The following is a 17,283-nucleotide window of genomic DNA, read 5'->3' as shown; positions in this document are numbered from 1 at the left end:
AAAAAAAGAGAACCTCATTGGTTCTCTCTCTTGCTGTTTAAGCTGATACTTCTTCAATAATGGCAATGACCATTTCAGCCAGTTTATTTAATTCTTCAATAGGCATGCGCTCATTGGTTGTATGAATTTCTTCATAGCCGACAGCAAGGTTAACTGTTGGAATGCCAAAGCCGGCGATCACATTTGCATCACTTCCGCCGCCGCTGTGAAGAAGCTCGGAGCTGCGGCCGATTTTTGCAGCCGCTCTGCGTGCTACTTCAACGACATGATCACCTTCGCCAAATTTAAAGCCAGGGTACATAACCTGAACATCCACTTCAGCTTTGCCGCCCATTTCTTCGGCAGCACTTTCAAAAGCTTCCTTCATTTTAGCTACCTGCTGTTCCATTTTTTCAGGAATTAATGAACGTGCTTCTGCTAATACATCAACATGGTCACATACGATATTCGTCTGCTGTCCGCCTTCAAAACGTCCGATATTAGCCGTTGTCTCTTCATCAATGCGGCCCAGCGGCATTCTTGAGATCGCTTTTGATGCCATCGTGATGGCAGAAATGCCCTTCTCAGGAGCAACACCGGCATGAGCTGTTTTTCCCAGAATAGCAGCTTTCACTTTAGCCTGGGTTGGAGCGGCAACGATTATATTTCCGACTTTTCCGTCACTGTCCAATGCATAGCCAAACTTTGCTTTAACAAGTGAAGGATCAAGAACCTTAGCTCCAACCAGTCCGGATTCTTCACCAACTGTGATAATGAACTGAATAGTTCCATGAGCAATATTCTGCTCTTTCAGAACTTTAACAATTTCGAGCATAACGGCAAGTCCCGCCTTGTCATCTGCCCCCAGGATTGTTGTTCCATCGGTTACAACATATCCGTCCTTGATGGAAGGTTTAATTCCTTTTCCAGGAACAACTGTATCCATGTGTGAAGTGAAATAAATGGTATCAATTCCTTCTTTCGTTCCCTGAAGAGTGCAGATGAGGTTGCCTGCACCGTGTCCGGTCTGTGCAGTTGTATCGTCTTCGTACACCTCAACCCCAAGATCCCTGAATTTTTTCTTCAAAACTTTGGCAATTTGAGCTTCATACTTTGTTTCAGAATCAATTTGCACCAGTTCCAAAAATTCGTTTAATAAGCGTTCCTCATTTATCATTTATGTACAAACCTCCAAATTTAAGCTTACTAAGCAAGTATACCTCCAAAATTTTGGCACAGCAAATCAGGAATCCATTATAGAGGGATATTTCCATGCTTTTTATGAGGCCTGCTTTCTTTCTTATTGCGCAGCATTTCAAGCGCCTGAATGAGCTTGATTCTGGTTTCGCGCGGATCGATGACATCATCCACCATGCCCCGGCTTGCCGCCACATATGGATTGGCGAACTTTTCTCTGTACTCTTCGATTTTTTGTGCCCTTGTGGCCTCGGGATCATCACTGTTCTGGATTTCCCTTGCAAAAATAATGTTGGCTGCACCTTGAGGACCCATTACGGCTACTTCCGCATTCGGCCATGCAAAAACAAGATCTGCGCCAATAGATTTACTGTTAAGGGCAACGTAAGCCCCACCGAATGCTTTTCTTAAGATAACAGTAAGCTTTGGCACCGTTGCTTCTGAGTAAGCATAGAGAATCTTTGCTCCGTGCCGTATAATTCCGCCATGCTCCTGTTTAACACCCGGGAAAAAGCCTGTGACGTCCTCAAATGTAATAAGTGGGATATTAAAGGAATCACAGAACCGGATAAACCTTGAAGCCTTATCAGAAGAATCTATGTCCAAGCCTCCCGCCATTACCTTCGGCTGATTGCAGACAAGTCCCACTGTCTCACCCTTGATCCGGGCAAGGCCGACTACAATATTTTTAGCGAAGTCGCGCTGCACCTCCATAAAAGTATCTTTATCCACTACCTGTTCAATGACTTTTCGGACGTCATATGGACGAAGGGCATCAAAAGGAATCACGTCTGTCAAATCAGGACGGTAATCATCTTCTTCATCCCATTCGGACATAGGCGGTTTTTCTTCGTTATTCTGCGGAAGGTAGCTTAACAGACTCCGCACCTGCCCAATCACTTCCTCTTCGGACTCCCCTCTAAAGTGAGCGTTTCCGCTGATCGTATTGTGGACAAGTGCACCGCCAAGATCCTCAGGAGAAATTTTCTCCCCAGTCACCGTTTCGATTACTTTTGGTCCGGTTATGAACATCTGGCTCGTCTTTTCCACCATAAAGACAAAATCCGTAATCGCCGGAGAATACACTGCACCACCGGCACAAGGTCCCATAATAACTGAAATCTGCGGAATCACTCCTGAATAAATGGAATTCCGGTAGAAAATATGCCCGTACCCATCAAGGGAAACAACACCTTCCTGTATTCTGGCGCCGCCGGAATCATTCAAGCCTACAAATGGTGCTCCATTTTCAGCTGCTAAATCCATTACATTGGCAATTTTTTTTGCATGCATCTCCCCGAGAGCGCCCCCAAAAACGGTAAAGTCCTGTGAAAATAAGAAGATAGGACGTCCGTTGACCTTTCCATAGCCAGTTACTACACCATCTCCGGGCCCTTTTTGGTTTTCCAGTCCAAAATCCGTGCTGCGGTGCTCAATAAATGGGTTCAGCTCAACGAAGGTGCCCGGATCTACTAATAAATCGATTCGTTCCCGGGCAGTCAGTTTCCCTTTTTCATGCTGTTTTTGTATACGCTCATCCCCTCCGCCCAGTTCTACTTCCCTGCGCCTGTCGTATAACTCATTTATTTTCTCATAGATGTCTGCCATGCCTTATTTCAATCCTTTCTTTTCACAGAATTCATATAAAATACCGCCTGCTGATTTCGGATGCATAAAGGCTACATGAGCACCGCCCGCACCAATCTTCGGTTCATCCTGCAGCATCCAGATACCCTGTTCTATCATTTCGTTTATGCGTTCTTGTATGCTGTCAACTCCCAGTGCTACATGATGCAGCCCTTCTCCCCGCTTTTCAATAAACTTGGCAATTGGGCTTTCTTCACTTATCGGCTCCAGCAGCTCGAGTTTCGTTTCCCCCGCTTTAATAAACGCCACCTTTACTCCCTGGCTGTCCACTTCCTCTAATCCGAGAAATTCAAGCTTGAGCGTTTCAGTATAAAATGGAAGCGCTTCATCAATAGACCTGACAGCAATTCCAATATGGTCCACCTTCTTAATCATCTGTTTCCCTCCTCTTGGATGTCGAAATTATGAACTTCCTGCATTAAACAGGCATATTTTGAGTCTATTATTTAAATATTCGTTAAAAGTGTCGAAAACCCTTTTAAAAATTGAGCGGTTGTTCAATTTGATGATTCTTAGTAAAATAAGAGTAAGAATTGGGACGAGGAGGCATAGAATGTCAAATAAGAAACTGGCGAAAGTTATTGTCTATCTAATGATATTTGCAATGCTCGCATCTACCCTCATTATGGGTTTGTCGATGTTTTTATAACAAAGGAACTCTATTCATTTTTCAGCTGCTCCGGATGGCAATTCCGGGCAGCTTTTTTTCTGGCAGAACAGAATCTGTGCACTTTTTTGTTTTTTGTTGATGCTATTAATTTTAACCTCACGAGCTGTATGAACTTCGAACACAAAAAGCAAAAACCCGGGGGTCAGAGTCCGAAGCTGGCGTTCATCCAGCTCATTAAAAAACTGCATCCATTCAGATGCAGCTGTACATTCTTTCAATTATCTATTTTTATGGCGCCGTAATCTATTCCAAGTTCGTCAAAGCTCTTAGCTGAGGTGACTACTAAGATTTTTGTTCCAAGCGGCACGGATTCGTATAGAGACTCGACTGCCTCATTCTGCAATCTGATACATCCATTGGAGACATATCTGCCAATGGACGAAGGATCGTTCGTCCCGTGAATGCCATAGATTCTGCCATCAGTATTTTCTGCGTCAAACCCAATCCACCTTGTACCGAGTGGATTCCGGGGGTCACCGCCTTTTATGTCCTTTTTTCTGTAGTAAGGATCAGCTGCCTTTACAGTCACTGTGAACAGCCCTTCCGGTGTAAGGTCATCCGTTTTCCCGGTTGCAGCTGTGATGACATCCTGCACTTTATGATCCTGTATAAACGCAACTTCATTTGTCCGTTTATTGACAATCAGAAATGGATCTCCAGGCAGCGGATTAGGTCCCAATGGCCAGATTGGGGAAAGCGAAAAAAAACAGGATGGCCGCTGCAGCAAACTTCAGCATGACAATTCACGCTCCAATTCCTTTTCCTTAGTTTGCTTCTCCAGTCCCGCTTTGATTCATTTCCTTATCCTTTAACCCTTTAAAAGAGCTCTTTATAATTAAATACTGTTCCATTTCTTTTACAAAGTGAAGCAGGGCAGCACGTGCTTCAAATTCCTCCCTTGTTTTGGGGAGATCCATATTTTCAAAAGAAACCTTCATACGGTACAATTTCTCCAGGAATAGCAGAGCCGTATTGCCTGGATGGATATGCTCTGATAATTCTTCAATAAAATCAGCGATCATCTCCCCCTGTTCAACAGGAAGTGCAATGGAAGTTACGCTCGGAAGAACCCTTTCAATAATTTCAAATTGTTTTTCCCTCATTTTGAAATAATGATAATATAAATTTTCATCTCTTCGAAAGCGGTTTTCAACATCCCTGAAGGCCAATGCTTTTGCCTCATCAATCAATTCCATTGTTTCAGTAATTTCTCTGCCGTCCCAGCTGCTTTCATGGGTACGCAAATACCTCACGATTTCGTCAAAGATAATCTTAAAGTTTTCTTCTATTTCAAGTCTATATTCCTTAAGCTTCGATTCCAGGCTCGGCATGTAAAGGTTCGCGATTAGTGCAACACCGATTCCGACAATAATTATGCCCAATTCATTCAGCAAGAGGTCCTTTGAAACCTCTCCTGCAGAATAAATATGCAAAATTATAACTGAGCTTGTTACAATTCCATCGCTGGCCTTTGCCATGACAGCTGCCGGAATAAAAAACAGCAGCAGAAGTCCAATTACAAGCGGATGGTAAGCAATGCCCTCAAAAAACAAAGAAGAAAATGCCATTGCCAGCAGACAGGCAAAAAATCGGTCCCATGAAGCCCGGAGTGATTTTTTCTTTGTGACTTTTATGCATAATATAGTCAGGATGCCTGCAGAAACAAAATTATCAAGCTGCAGCATCTGTGCAATCATGATGCTAATGGAAGTCCCCACTGCAGTCTTGATTGTCCGGTAGCCAATTCTGTACTTCATTTACTCAAACTCCTATATTCAATTGCCCCATCTAATTTTAAGAAGGCTTTCAGGTATTTAAATGTGAAAGAGAAGATGATCATGTTGACCATCTTCTCCCATAGCATATATCGATTATATCATTTTTTGCAAGAAATCCCTTGCACGTTCACTCTTAGGATTAGAAAAAAATTCTTCAGGCGAAGAATCCTCTACAAGCACACCGCCATCCAGGAACAGCACCCTGTCTGCCACTTCACGGGCAAAGCCCATTTCATGGGTAACAATCGCCATTGTCATGCCAGTATGTGCTAAATTCTTCATAACGTCCAGCACTTCTTTCACCATTTCCGGGTCAAGAGCAGATGTTGGCTCATCAAAAAGCATAACTTCAGGCTGCATGGCAAGAGCTCTTGCAATCGCAACCCTTTGTTTCTGCCCCCCGGATAAACGATTGGGGTATTCGTGTGCTTTAGCAGATAATCCTACCTTCTCCAAAAGCTCGAGCCCTGTTTTCTCGGCTTCCGATTTTGATAATCCCTTAACCTTCATCGGTGCGTAGGTCAGGTTTTGCAGGGCAGTTTTATGGGGGAATAAATGAAAATGCTGAAACACCATCCCCACATTTTGGCGCACTTTCATTATGTTCGTGCTTTTATCCGTAATGTCCTGCCCATTAATCATAATCCTGCCGTCTGTTGGCAATTCCAGAAGATTGATGCAGCGGAGGAATGTAGACTTCCCGGAACCGGACGGACCTATTACAGCCACTACTTCGCCATCTTGAATATTGGTTGAAATTCCTTTAAGAACTTCAAGTTTACCGAAATGCTTATGCAAATTTTCCACTTTAATCACTGCGTCTCATTCTCCTTTCAATTCCTTTTCCAAGCACAGTCAGGACCATTACCATAATGTAATAAATCAGCCCGGCAATCAGTATCGGTTCGAAGTAGGAAAACTTTTCGCCTCCCACGATGTAAGCCCGGCGCATCACGTCTGTTACTCCAATGACTGTTACGATCGCAGACTCTTTTGTAAGAGTAATAAACTCGTTCATTAATGCAGGCAAAATGTTTTTCATTGCCTGCGGAAGTATGATATCCATCATGGCCGGCCTGTATGGAACGCCCAGTGCCATTGCCGCTTCACTTTGGCCTTTATCCACCGCCAAGATTCCCGCCCGGATGATCTCCGAGATATAGGCCGCTGAATTAAGCCCAAAAGACAGGACGGCAGCTGTGGAAGGATCAATTTTATATCCGATCAGCTGGGGTGACCCATAATAGATAAGCATCAGCTGAAGAACAAGAGGTGTTCCCCTAAAAACGGATGTGTAGGCATCTGCAATCCAGCCAAGAAATTTAAATTTGCTAATTTTAAAGAATGATAGAATAATACCTAATACAAAACCCAGTATGCCTGCCATAGACACAATTTGCAGCGTTACACCAATGCCTTTAAGTATATATGGAAGGGAGGGAATGAACTGCTGAAAATCCAGATTCACTATCTTTCCATCCTTTCTGTAAGTAATTTATTTTCTGAGAAGAATAAAGCGTCCAAAGGAAGATATGCCTTGGACGCCAATTCCCAGCGAATTATTTGTTATCAAACCATTTTACGATCAATTCTTCCAATTCACCGTTTTCTTTCATCTTCAAAAGCTCTGCATTGAATTTTTCAGTTAATTCACTGCCTTTAGGAAAAGCAATGGCAGAGCCTGCCTCTGTTTCATCTTCTTCAATTGTGAAACCGGCCAGGTCTTTATTTTTTTCAAAATATCCTTTTGCAACTGTGTCTTCAATCATAGCTGCATCAAATCGGCCTGCCATGATTTCCTGAATTAATTCAGGGATTCGGTTGCGGTTTTCCACAGTCATATCAACTGTTTCAGCAATTTCTTCTGCCTTATCTGCCTGAATGGAAGCAAGCTGCACACCTATTGTTTTTCCGTCTAAATCTTCCAATGATTCAATTCCGCTGCCTTTTTTAGAAACAATCATGTGGCTCGCTGTATAATATACATCGCTGAAATCTACGTTTTCTTTACGCTCTTCAGTAGGAGTCATACCCGCTAAAACAAAATCAACCTGGCTCGTTTCCAGTGCAGGGATCAGTCCGTTAAAGTCCATATCCTTCACTTGGATTTCATAGCCCAATTTTTCAGCAATCGCTTTGGCCAAATCCACATCAAAGCCGATGATTTCTTCCCCTTTTGCTGAATCTACATATTCAAATGGCGGATAATCCGCTGACGTACCCATTGTTAGAACCTTTTTATCTGAGCTTTCTCCAGAGCCGCTTTTACCAGTTTCTTCACTAGTCCCGCATGCAGCTAATAAACCAACTAAGAGCATGCTTAAAGAAATCATGATCACTTTTTTCATTTTTGTTTCCCCCTATAAAAATATGAATAATCTCTGCATAACTATTAATAAATATTCACTAAAATGAATTTTAACAGATTTTTATATTTATGCAATAAGGTTTTTAATTATTTATCAGAAGTTTAATTATTCAGATAACTGGATACAAAAAAAAGTCCCGTAATTCGGGACTTTTCTCTGTTTATAGCTCTTCGCAATATTTCTCAAAGGCATCCTGCAGTTTTTGGACAACTGCCATTGGCTCATGGCCCTCGATTTCGTGGCGCTCGATCATCGTGCATAGCTCTCCATCTTTGAGAAGTGCAAAAGAAGGTGATGATGGCGGATAGCCTGTAAAATAAGATCTGGCTTTTTCGGTTGCTTCTTTATCCTGTCCGGCAAATACCGTAACCAAATGGTCAGGGCGCTTATCATAATGCAGGGAATGCATGGCGGCAGGACGGGCAATTCCGCCTGCACATCCGCAGACTGAGTTCACCATTACAAGTGTGGTTCCCTTTTTATTAAGGGCCTCAACCACTTCTTCCGGTGTCGTTAATTCCGTAAAGCCGGCATGTGTTATTTCCTGCCGCGCCTGCCTGACAACATCATTCATAAATAAATTGAAATCCATATTCAAAGTCATCGCTCCTCAGTTAAAAATTCTCTTGACTATATACATAATACCAATACAAGAGTAAATTTTACAATCAAGTCAATTTTTCGAACAAAAAAGTTTAGCTTTTGGGTTATCGGGGAAAGATGAAACTACAGCTAGATCCATACCCCTAAACTCCCTAGATTCGCCAGTGCCCGCAAGGCACTGGCCATTTTTTTTTGCCTTCAGGAAAAGGCTGCTCCGGAACGGGAAGCTCTATCTATTTGTATAGACATTAAACAATTCTTCAACTGCAGATGTAACCGTCCTGTTCCCTGCGATGACCTCGTTCTCTATTTTTGGAAGCAGCGGTTTTATGGCAGGATGATAAAAAAAGCTGAATTGAAGCTGATCCAGGATCATGGAATGAATCCATTGTTTTGTCTGGAGCCTTCTTCTTTCTTCAAAAACTCCTGATGTCTTTGCCGTATTTTCAAACGTTTTGATCACATTCCAGATCTCAGGGATGCCTTCATCAAAGACAGATGAGCAGGTATAGGCTTTCGTTTGCCATCCTTTAGTAGCTGGCTGAAGAAAGTGAAGGATACGGTTATACTCGGCTTTTGTTTTCTCGGCCAATTTTTTATTGCTTCCATCGGCTTTATTGACAATTACCGCATCAGCCAGTTCCATAATGCCCTTTTTCATTCCCTGCAATTCATCCCCTGCCCCGGTCAATGTTAAAAGCATAAAAAAGTCCACCATTTCCCTGACAATGACTTCACTTTGTCCCACGCCGACTGTTTCAACGAGAATAACATCAAAGCCTGCTGCTTCACACAGCAGCATGGTCTCTCTTGTTTTCCTGTGGACTCCTCCCAGTTTCCCTGCTGAAGGAGAAGGTCTTATGAAAGCACGCGGGTTTCTTGATAGCTGCTCCATTCTTGTTTTATCGCCAAGGATGCTGCCGCCGCTCAAGCTTGAGCTGGGATCAACGGCAAGCACAGCTGCTTTTAAACCCGCATTACATAGATATGTCCCAAAAGATTCAATGAACGTGCTCTTTCCTGCCCCCGGCACTCCGGTTATCCCAATCCTAAGCGATCGCCCTGAATGAGGCAGGAGCCTGTGCAGGAGTTCCTGTGCATGGCGAAAATGATGCTCTGCGTTACTTTCAATCAGAGTGATCGCTCGGGCAAGAACAGGTCTGCTGCCACTCATGATGCCTTCTTCAAGAACGTCAAGATCAGGCAGAGAGGCAGACTTTTTTTGAAACCTGCCTATTTTCCCGAATTTCTGCTTCGGCTCACCTGAATCCACACCACTGCGCACGATGCTTGTAAAATTTTCTGCCTTTTCTTCATCAAACCATTCCGGTTTCTTATCCTCAGTCATTTTACTAGGTCACTTCCTCGTACCCGAGACGGCTGTATATCTCCCTGATGACCTTTTGGGCAGCCGCTGGAATGACGGTGCCCGGGCCAAAAATGGCAGAAGCACCATGCTCATATAAATATTGATAATCCTGTGCCGGAATAACCCCGCCGATGACAACAATAATATCTTCCCTATCCAGTTTCTTCAGTTCAGCAGCAAGCTGCGGCAGAAGGGTTTTATGGCCTGCAGCAAGTGAACTGATGCCAATGACATGAACGTCATTTTCGACCGCCTGAAGAGCTGTTTCTTCCGGTGTCTGGAACAGAGGGCCGATATCCACATCAAAACCGAGATCGGCAAAGGCTGTTGAAATGACTTTTGCTCCCCTGTCATGGCCATCCTGCCCCATCTTGGCAATCAGAATCCGCGGTCTTCTTCCTTCATTTTCAAGGAATTCATCTGTCATCTGCTTTACTTCTGCAATTTCTTCTTCATTGGAAAAAGCAGAACTGTACACGCCGCTGATTGAACGAATAATCGCTTTATGGCGGCTGGCCACTTTTTCAATTGCTTCAGAAATTTCGCCAAGAGTGGCTCTAACCCGTGCTGCATTTACCGCAAGCTCAAGAAGGTTGCCTTCCCCTGAATCAGCAGCTTTTGTAATAGCCTCCAGGGCCTCAGCAACTTTCTCATTGTCGCGGGACGACTTTAGCCGCTCCAGCTTTTCGATTTGCTTTAATCGTACAGCTGTGTTGTCGATGTCCAGAATGTCAATCGGCTCTTCTTTTTCCAGCCTGTATTTATTCACACCAATAATGGTTTCTTTTCCGGAATCGATTTGAGCTTGCCTTCTGGCGGCCGCTTCTTCGATTCTCATTTTTGGCAATCCTGTCTCAATTGCCCTGGCCATTCCGCCAAGATTCTCGATTTCTTCAATATGCTCCCAGGCGCGCTTAATTAACTGGTCTGTTAAAGCTTCTACATAATAAGAGCCGCCCCATGGATCGATTACATTCGTGATCCCTGTTTCCTCCTGAAGGTACAGCTGTGTATTTCTCGCTATGCGGGCTGAAAAATCTGTCGGCAATGCGATGGCTTCATCCAAAGCGTTCGTATGAAGGGATTGAGTGTGCCCCATCGCTGCAGCATGCGCTTCAATAAGAGTCCTTGTTACATTATTGAATGGGTCCTGCTCGGTTAAGCTCCAGCCTGAGGTTTGAGAATGCGTCCTGAGCGCCATTGATTTCGGATTGCCGGGTTCGAAGGTCTTCATCATTTTCGCCCAAATGTAGCGGGCTGCCCTCATTTTTGCCACTTCCATAAAGTAGTTCATGCCGATGGCCCAGAAAAACGAGAGCCTCGGTGCAAAGGAATCAATATCGATTCCGGCTTTAAGTCCGGTTCTTACGTATTCAAGTCCATCTGAGAGCGTATAGGCAAGCTCAATATCAGCTGGTGCACCAGCTTCCTGCATATGATATCCTGAGATGCTGATGCTATTGAACTTCGGCATGTATTTTGATGTATATTCAAATATATCAGCAATAATCTTCATAGACATTTCCGGCGGATATATATAGGTGTTGCGCACCATATATTCTTTTAAAATATCATTTTGGATCGTTCCCGAAAGCTTCTCCTGGCTTACTCCCTGCTCTTCCGCTGTGACGATATAAAAAGCCATAACAGGCAAAACTGCGCCATTCATCGTCATGGATACAGACATTTGATCTAAAGGGATACCATCAAACAGTGTCTTCATGTCCAGGATGGAATCAATGGCCACGCCAGCTTTCCCTACATCCCCTTCGACTCTTGGATGATCAGAATCATAGCCTCTATGGGTGGCAAGGTCAAAAGCGACTGATAAACCCTTTTGCCCCATGGCGAGATTGCGGCGGTAGAAAGCATTGCTTTCCTCTGCAGTAGAAAATCCGGCATATTGACGGACAGTCCAGGGCCTGTTCACATACATGGTTGAATAAGGCCCCCTTGTATATGGAGGAAGCCCCGGCTTATCGTTTAAGTGCTCCATATCTTTTAGGTCTTCATTTGTGTATAGCGGTTTTATATTTATTCTCTCATTTGTTTCAAAGAGAAGATGATCGATGGATGCATTGATTTCTTCCACCGCTTTTCTTTTCCAGTCATCCTTTGCTGATTGTTTTACTTTATGAATATCCAGGCTTTTAAAATCTGGTTTATTGGCCATTGTTTGCCACCTCCATCTCGTTCAGCATCGTCAAGAGAGTTTCATAGCAATCGCTTTTCACGTGAATGTATCCTCTGATTCCAGCACCTCTAAATTCATCCCTCTTTCTCTCTTCAGGAAGGCCGGCTAAATAGATTGCAGCTGACGGGAAAGCTTCTTTCAGTTGTTTAATTAAAGGAACAGCCATACTGTCATACTGGTCATTTGATCCGCAAATAAAATAATGCCTGCAATTTGTTTCTTGGATAAATGCTTTAGCATCTTCCTGGTTCACTACTGAGCCGCTTCTGACTGCCCCAACCCCTCCGGGTGCGAGGAAGCCTGCAATAAAATCAGCACGGGTCTTATGATTCTTCAAATCTCCCAGACAGATTAGTCCTGCTTGAGGACGTATCCCCTTTTCCTTTAATCTTTCCGATAAATTCCTCAAACCTTCGAAGGACTCTGAAAGCCGAACCTGCGGGATTGGCTTGATAACACTCTTGCTGTTTTCAATGGTTTCGGCCTCTATTTGAAGCGGCTTTTCATCAGGGTTAGCATAAATATTTATTCCGATGATACTTTGTTTTCTCGTATGAACATCTTTTTGCTTTTTTTCAAGTACTTGAGAAAGCTGATTCTGAACCCACCCTGTCTGGAGAGCTTCAGCCATTCCTCCCATCTCTTCTGTCTCTAGGAAAAGTTCCCAGGCTTTATCAATCAGTTCATTCGTCAGATGCTCCACATACCAGGAGCCGCCCGCCGGGTCAGAGACCTTCAGCAGATGCGCTTCTTCCATAAGAATGAGCTGGGTGTTTCGGGCAATTCGGTCTGAAAAAGGAGAATGTGCTCCTTCCGGTTCATTATACGGACTGACATGCAGGTATTGGACTCCTCCCAAAACAGCTGCAAATGCTTCATTCCCCGCTCTCAGCACATTCACATAAGAATCGTAAGCTGACTTAGTAAATGATGACGTTTCTGCTGAAATGACCATTTTTTTACTGTCTCTCTCAGCTCCATATACTTCTGCCACCTTTCCCCATAAAACCCTTGCCGCACGAAGCTTGGCAATCTCCATAAAAAAGTTTGAGCCAACAGCAAATTTAAATAGCATTTTTGATAGTATTTCTTCGATTTTTTTGCCTTTTCCAAGAAAATATTGCAGGTGATTTACTCCTGCTGCCAGTGCAAAAGCAAGTTCCTGGATGGCATTCGCGCCGCTATTATGATAAACAGCAGTATTCACCATGATGGTTTTAAGGCTTGGCATATGGTCAGCTGCCACACTTACCGTTTCATTCAAATTTTCGTAAAGTTCATCGATTGAGCGATCGTTCATTTTGTCTGCAGCACTAATAGCAAGCGGGTCTGCTGCAATATACCCTGTGATTTTTTCACTTTCAGTTAATTTCGCAAGTTCTTCTATTAATTGACGGTGATTTTGACCGGCATCCACACTGAAAGGATATTTTTTATAAAGTTCTCCAACAGCGATGCTGATCTTCTCTGGATTTGTTAACTGTTCAGGCTGGAAAGCCAGTGCTGTCTGCCCTTTCGATACGGCATCTAGGAGTTTTTCTGCCAGCTCTTCAGAAGCTGAAGCACTAACTTTCTGTGCAACCTTCCATTCTTCTCTAAGATATCCGGCAGCATATGAACCCCTTCTGAAGTCTTCTATGCCCGGATACTGAGATAAGGGACGTTCGGCCAGGTCTTCTCTTAAATAAAGCGGTTTCAATTTTATGTTTTCATATGTATTTCGTGATAATGTTTCTAAGGATTTCCCTTTAAGAGCTTTTTCTGCACTTTGTTCCCAGTCTTCATTAGTCTGCTGCGGGAATTTTTCTTCAATCATTTTTTTTAATGACATAATCTGCTGTCCTTGTAGCTGACAGCGTTCCCTCCCTTCGTGCGACAGCGGACCCGTTTCTATTAAGAAACAATGCCGCAAGAAAATTATAATAAAATTCTAAATTCTCCATACACCTATTTTAGTATACAAAGAAGAAACAAGCAATGAACAATAAGAAACCGCTGCCCCAAAGCAGGGCAGCGGTATTTTTACTATTAATAAATGGATGTATTTTCTTTAGATGTGTTCTCCAGAATTTCTTTTATGCGCTGCAGGAAGCGTCCGCATACCAGGCCGTCAAGCACACGGTGATCAAGTGACATGCAAAGGTTAACCATATCACGGACAGCAATCATGCCATTGTTCATGACAACAGGACGTTTCACAATGGATTCAACCTGAAGAATTGCAGCCTGCGGATAATTGATAATGCCCATGGACTGTACGGAACCGAATGATCCGGTATTATTCACAGTGAAAGTTCCGCCCTGCATTTCAGCAGATGTCAGTTTTCCTGTACGTACTTTTAAGGCAAGATCATTTATTTCACGGCCAATACCTTTAATCGTCTTTTCATCTGCCGCTTTGATGACTGGAACGAATAAAGCGTCATCTGTTGCAACTGCAATGGAAATGTTGATATCCTTCTTCTGGATGATCTTATCTCCTGCCCACATGGAATTAATCTGCGGGAATTCTTTAAGAGCCTGTGCCACAGCTTTTACGAAGAAAGCAAAGAATGTAAGGTTAAAGCCCTCTTTTTGCTTAAACTCCCCTTTAATGCTGTTGCGGTATTCAACAAGATTTGTAACATCCACTTCCATCATTGTCCAGGCATGAGGTGCTTCATGTTTGCTGCGGAGCATATTGGCAGCAATCGCCTTACGCACTCCGGTAACAGGGATTTCAACATCACCTGGCATTATCGGTACATTAGGTGCTGGTGCCGCCTGCTTGGATGCTGCAGGCTGGGAAGGTGCTTGTGCAGCTGCCGGTGCTGGCGCTTCTGTCTTTTCCGGTGCGGCCGCAGCCGCTGCAGCTGTCGGAATATCACCGGACTCAATGATTTTCATAAGATCTTTACGGGTGATGCGTCCGCCGCCGCCTGTACCTGCTACCTGGTTCAAGTCGATGCCATGCTCTTGAGAAAGCTTTAAGACAGCAGGTGAATAGCGGACTCCTTTTGGGGCATCTGCTGCTTTAACAGGTGCCGCAGGTGCAGAAGGCGCCGCGGCTGAAGCCGGAGTCTTTTCCTCTGCCTTTGTCTCTGCTGGTGCGTCCTCGGCAGCTTCACCGCCGCCTTCAGTTTCAATTGTCAAAATCACCTGGCCTACTTCATACGTTTCGCCTTCTTCTGCGATCAATTCTTTGATTACACCAGAGAAAGAGGACGGTACCTCTGCGTTAACTTTATCAGTCATTACTTCAGCAAGCGGGTCATACTTATTTACTTTATCTCCAACGGAAACCAGCCATTTGCTGATAGTCCCTTCTGTAACACTTTCCCCAAGCTGGGGCATTTTAATTTGTTCAATAGCCACCTGAGTAACCTCCTTCTAGCTGCCCGCACTTTGCGGGTCATGCAGCAGGTGCAGCTGATCCGGAATGGAGTCCAGCCTGAGAGCCGCACCCTCTGCGAGCTTTCCATTTTTATTAACTAAGATGCCATTATTAAAATTCAGCCAATTCTCGCATTGCTTTTTCTACTTTATCAGGGTTAACCATAAAGTATTTTTCCATAGTCGGAGCATAAGGCATTGCTGGCACATCAGGACCTGCAAGGCGTTTGATAGGTGCATCCAGTTCAAACAGGCAGTTCTCTGCAATAATGGCAGCAACTTCGCCCATGATACTGCCTTCTTTATTATCCTCAGTAAGAAGAAGCACTTTTCCTGTTTTAGAAGCAGCTTCAATAATTGCTTCCTTATCTAATGGATAAACCGTTCTTAAATCCAGGATGTGCGCTGAAATGCCATCTTTAGCAAGTCTTTCAGCAGCCTGAAGAGCGAAATGGACGCATAGGCCATAAGTGATGACCGTGATATCTTCACCTTCGCGTTTTACATCCGCTTTTCCGATTGGCAGCACATAATCATCATCAGGAACCTCGCCCTTAATCAGGCGATATGCACGCTTATGTTCAAAAAACAGCACAGGATCCTCGTCACGGATTGCCGCTTTTAATAATCCCTTAACATCATAAGGAGTAGAAGGCATTACGATCTTAAGTCCCGGCTGATTCGCAAATACTGCTTCAACAGACTGGGAATGATATAGTGCTCCATGAACACCGCCGCCATATGGTGCACGTACAACAATCGGACAGCTCCAGTCATTATTGGAACGATAGCGGATGCGTGCCGCTTCTGAAATAATCTGATTAACAGCCGGCATAATGAAGTCGGCAAATTGCATTTCTGCAATTGGACGCATTCCATACATTGCTGCACCGATTCCAACCCCTGCAATTGCTGATTCAGCAAGCGGAGTATCAATTACGCGGTCTTCGCCAAATTTATCATACAGTCCTTGTGTCGCTTTAAATACGCCACCTTTTTTACCTACGTCTTCACCTAAAACAAATACCTTTGGATCTCTTTCCATTTCCTCGCGGATTGCCATAGTTACCGCATCGATATAAGAAATTACAGCCATATTCTCTCCCCCTTACTGTTCAGCATATACATGCTTTAAAGCAGATTCCGCTTCTGCATATGGAGCGTTTTCAGCATAATCAGTTGCTTCGTTTACCAGTTTCATAACCCGGTCATTGATTTCCTTTTCAATCGCATCGTCCATAACGCCATTTTCTTTCAGGTAGGCGCCAAAAGTAATAATCGGATCTTTTGTTTTCGCTTCAGCCACTTCGTCAGGAGCACGGTAGCTCCGGTCATCGTCATCAGATGAGTGAGGTGTTAGACGATATGAAACGGTTTCGACTAAAGTCGGCCCTTCTCCGCGGCGGCCTCTGTCTGCTGCTTCTTTCACAGCTTTATAAACTTCAAGCGGATCATTTCCGTCAACTGTTATACCTGGCATTCCGTAGCCGATTGCTCTGTCAGATACGTTTTCGCAAGCAAGCTGCTTTTCAATCGGAACAGAGATTGCATATTTATTATTTTCACACATGAAGATTACAGGAAGCTTATGAACACCCGCAAAGTTCGCACCTTCATGGAAATCTCCCTGGTTTGAGGAACCTTCACCAAATGTTACAAAAGTAACCAGGTCTTTACCTTCAAGCTTTCCGGCGAGAGCTACACCAACAGCATGGGGCACCTGTGTAGTAACAGGAGAAGAACCTGTCACGATACGATTTTTCTTTTGGCCGAAGTGTCCAGGCATTTGGCGGCCGCCTGAGTTTGGATCTTCAGCTTTAGCAAACCCTGACAGCATTAACTCCCTTGCAGTCATGCCAAATGTCAGAACAACACCCATGTCACGATAATAAGGAAGAACATAATCCTTCTCACGATCAAGAGCAAAAGCGGCACCTACCTGTGCAGCTTCCTGCCCCTGGCATGAAATAACGAACGGAATTTTCCCCGCACGGTTCAAAAGCCACATGCGCTCATCAAGACGGCGGGCTAATAGCATCGTCTCATACATTTCAAGAACTTTCTCATCACTTAAACCTAAATCTTTATGACGGTTTTCAGCCATT

At 44.0% G+C, this 17,283-nt stretch carries 16 protein-coding genes; 1 reads left to right on the top strand and 15 read right to left on the bottom strand.

Annotation, left to right across the window (positions count from 1 at the left end; translation table 11 throughout):
* Positions 1-37: 37 nt before the first annotated feature.
* The 3 genes from BFI01S_RS02875 to mce form a co-directional block, all read right to left on the bottom strand.
* Positions 38-1,156, bottom strand: coding sequence for a tripeptidase T (locus tag BFI01S_RS02875; RefSeq protein WP_035330035.1), 1,119 nt, complete (start codon positions 1,154-1,156; stop codon positions 38-40).
* A gap of 77 nt (positions 1,157-1,233) precedes the next feature.
* Positions 1,234-2,784, bottom strand: a complete 1,551-nt coding sequence (locus BFI01S_RS02870) for an acyl-CoA carboxylase subunit beta (RefSeq protein ID WP_048008205.1) — start codon at positions 2,782-2,784, stop codon at positions 1,234-1,236.
* 3 nt (positions 2,785-2,787) lie between these two features.
* Positions 2,788-3,198, bottom strand: a complete 411-nt coding sequence (gene mce / locus BFI01S_RS02865) for a methylmalonyl-CoA epimerase (RefSeq protein ID WP_061791245.1) — start codon at positions 3,196-3,198, stop codon at positions 2,788-2,790.
* Between the two features lie 130 nt (positions 3,199-3,328).
* On the opposite strand from mce, the gene prli42 reads away from it, so the two are divergent.
* Positions 3,329-3,472, top strand: coding sequence for a stressosome-associated protein Prli42 (gene prli42 / locus BFI01S_RS22835; RefSeq protein WP_309229163.1), 144 nt, complete (start codon positions 3,329-3,331; stop codon positions 3,470-3,472).
* Positions 3,473-3,707: 235 nt separating this feature from the next.
* Here prli42 and BFI01S_RS02855 read toward each other — a convergent pair whose 3' ends face one another.
* The 12 genes from BFI01S_RS02855 to BFI01S_RS02800 form a co-directional block, all read right to left on the bottom strand.
* A complete protein-coding gene (locus BFI01S_RS02855; RefSeq protein WP_061791243.1) occupies positions 3,708-4,220 on the bottom strand; it encodes a L,D-transpeptidase in 513 nt (170 codons plus the stop codon).
* Positions 4,221-4,257: 37 nt separating this feature from the next.
* Positions 4,258-5,250, bottom strand: a complete 993-nt coding sequence (locus BFI01S_RS02850; RefSeq protein WP_061791242.1) for an aromatic acid exporter family protein — start codon at positions 5,248-5,250, stop codon at positions 4,258-4,260.
* 114 nt (positions 5,251-5,364) lie between these two features.
* A complete protein-coding gene (locus BFI01S_RS02845; protein WP_061791241.1) occupies positions 5,365-6,087 on the bottom strand; it encodes an amino acid ABC transporter ATP-binding protein in 723 nt (240 codons plus the stop codon).
* Positions 6,080-6,739: an amino acid ABC transporter permease gene (locus BFI01S_RS02840; RefSeq protein WP_035330029.1), complete on the bottom strand. Its 660-nt coding sequence runs from the start codon at positions 6,737-6,739 to the stop codon at positions 6,080-6,082. The genes BFI01S_RS02845 and BFI01S_RS02840 overlap by 8 nt, the downstream gene beginning before the upstream one ends.
* Before the next feature lie 91 nt (positions 6,740-6,830).
* Entirely contained in the window at positions 6,831-7,619 is a 789-nt protein-coding gene (locus BFI01S_RS02835; protein WP_061791240.1) for a transporter substrate-binding domain-containing protein, read from the bottom strand.
* Positions 7,620-7,800: 181 nt separating this feature from the next.
* Positions 7,801-8,238 carry a BrxA/BrxB family bacilliredoxin gene (locus tag BFI01S_RS02830; RefSeq protein WP_061791239.1) on the bottom strand — a complete coding sequence of 146 codons (438 nt, stop codon included), beginning with the start codon at positions 8,236-8,238 and terminating at the stop codon, positions 7,801-7,803.
* Positions 8,239-8,472: 234 nt separating this feature from the next.
* The gene (meaB, locus tag BFI01S_RS02825) at positions 8,473-9,591 is read right to left on the bottom strand and encodes a methylmalonyl Co-A mutase-associated GTPase MeaB (RefSeq protein ID WP_061791238.1); all 1,119 of its coding nucleotides are present in this window, start codon (positions 9,589-9,591) and stop codon (positions 8,473-8,475) included.
* A 4-nt stretch (positions 9,592-9,595) separates the two neighbouring features.
* A complete protein-coding gene (gene scpA / locus BFI01S_RS02820; protein WP_061791237.1) occupies positions 9,596-11,785 on the bottom strand; it encodes a methylmalonyl-CoA mutase in 2,190 nt (729 codons plus the stop codon).
* Complete coding sequence (locus BFI01S_RS02815; protein ID WP_061791236.1) at positions 11,775-13,637, bottom strand: methylmalonyl-CoA mutase subunit beta; 1,863 nt, start codon at positions 13,635-13,637, stop codon at positions 11,775-11,777. The genes scpA and BFI01S_RS02815 overlap by 11 nt, the downstream gene beginning before the upstream one ends.
* A 197-nt stretch (positions 13,638-13,834) precedes the next feature.
* Positions 13,835-15,160, bottom strand: coding sequence for a dihydrolipoamide acetyltransferase family protein (locus tag BFI01S_RS02810; RefSeq protein WP_061791235.1), 1,326 nt, complete (start codon positions 15,158-15,160; stop codon positions 13,835-13,837).
* A 130-nt stretch (positions 15,161-15,290) separates the two neighbouring features.
* The gene (locus tag BFI01S_RS02805; protein WP_035330022.1) at positions 15,291-16,274 is read right to left on the bottom strand and encodes an alpha-ketoacid dehydrogenase subunit beta; all 984 of its coding nucleotides are present in this window, start codon (positions 16,272-16,274) and stop codon (positions 15,291-15,293) included.
* 12 nt (positions 16,275-16,286) lie between these two features.
* Entirely contained in the window at positions 16,287-17,282 is a 996-nt protein-coding gene (locus BFI01S_RS02800) for a thiamine pyrophosphate-dependent dehydrogenase E1 component subunit alpha (RefSeq protein ID WP_061791234.1), read from the bottom strand.
* Position 17,283: the final 1 nt, after the last annotated feature.

The organism is Cytobacillus firmus NBRC 15306, assembly GCF_001591465.1.
In the GTDB taxonomy this organism is placed as follows: domain Bacteria; phylum Bacillota; class Bacilli; order Bacillales; family Cytobacillaceae; genus Cytobacillus; species Cytobacillus firmus.
The sequence above is the reverse complement of the archived record's forward strand: the minus strand, read 5'-3'. Positions and strand labels throughout refer to the sequence as shown.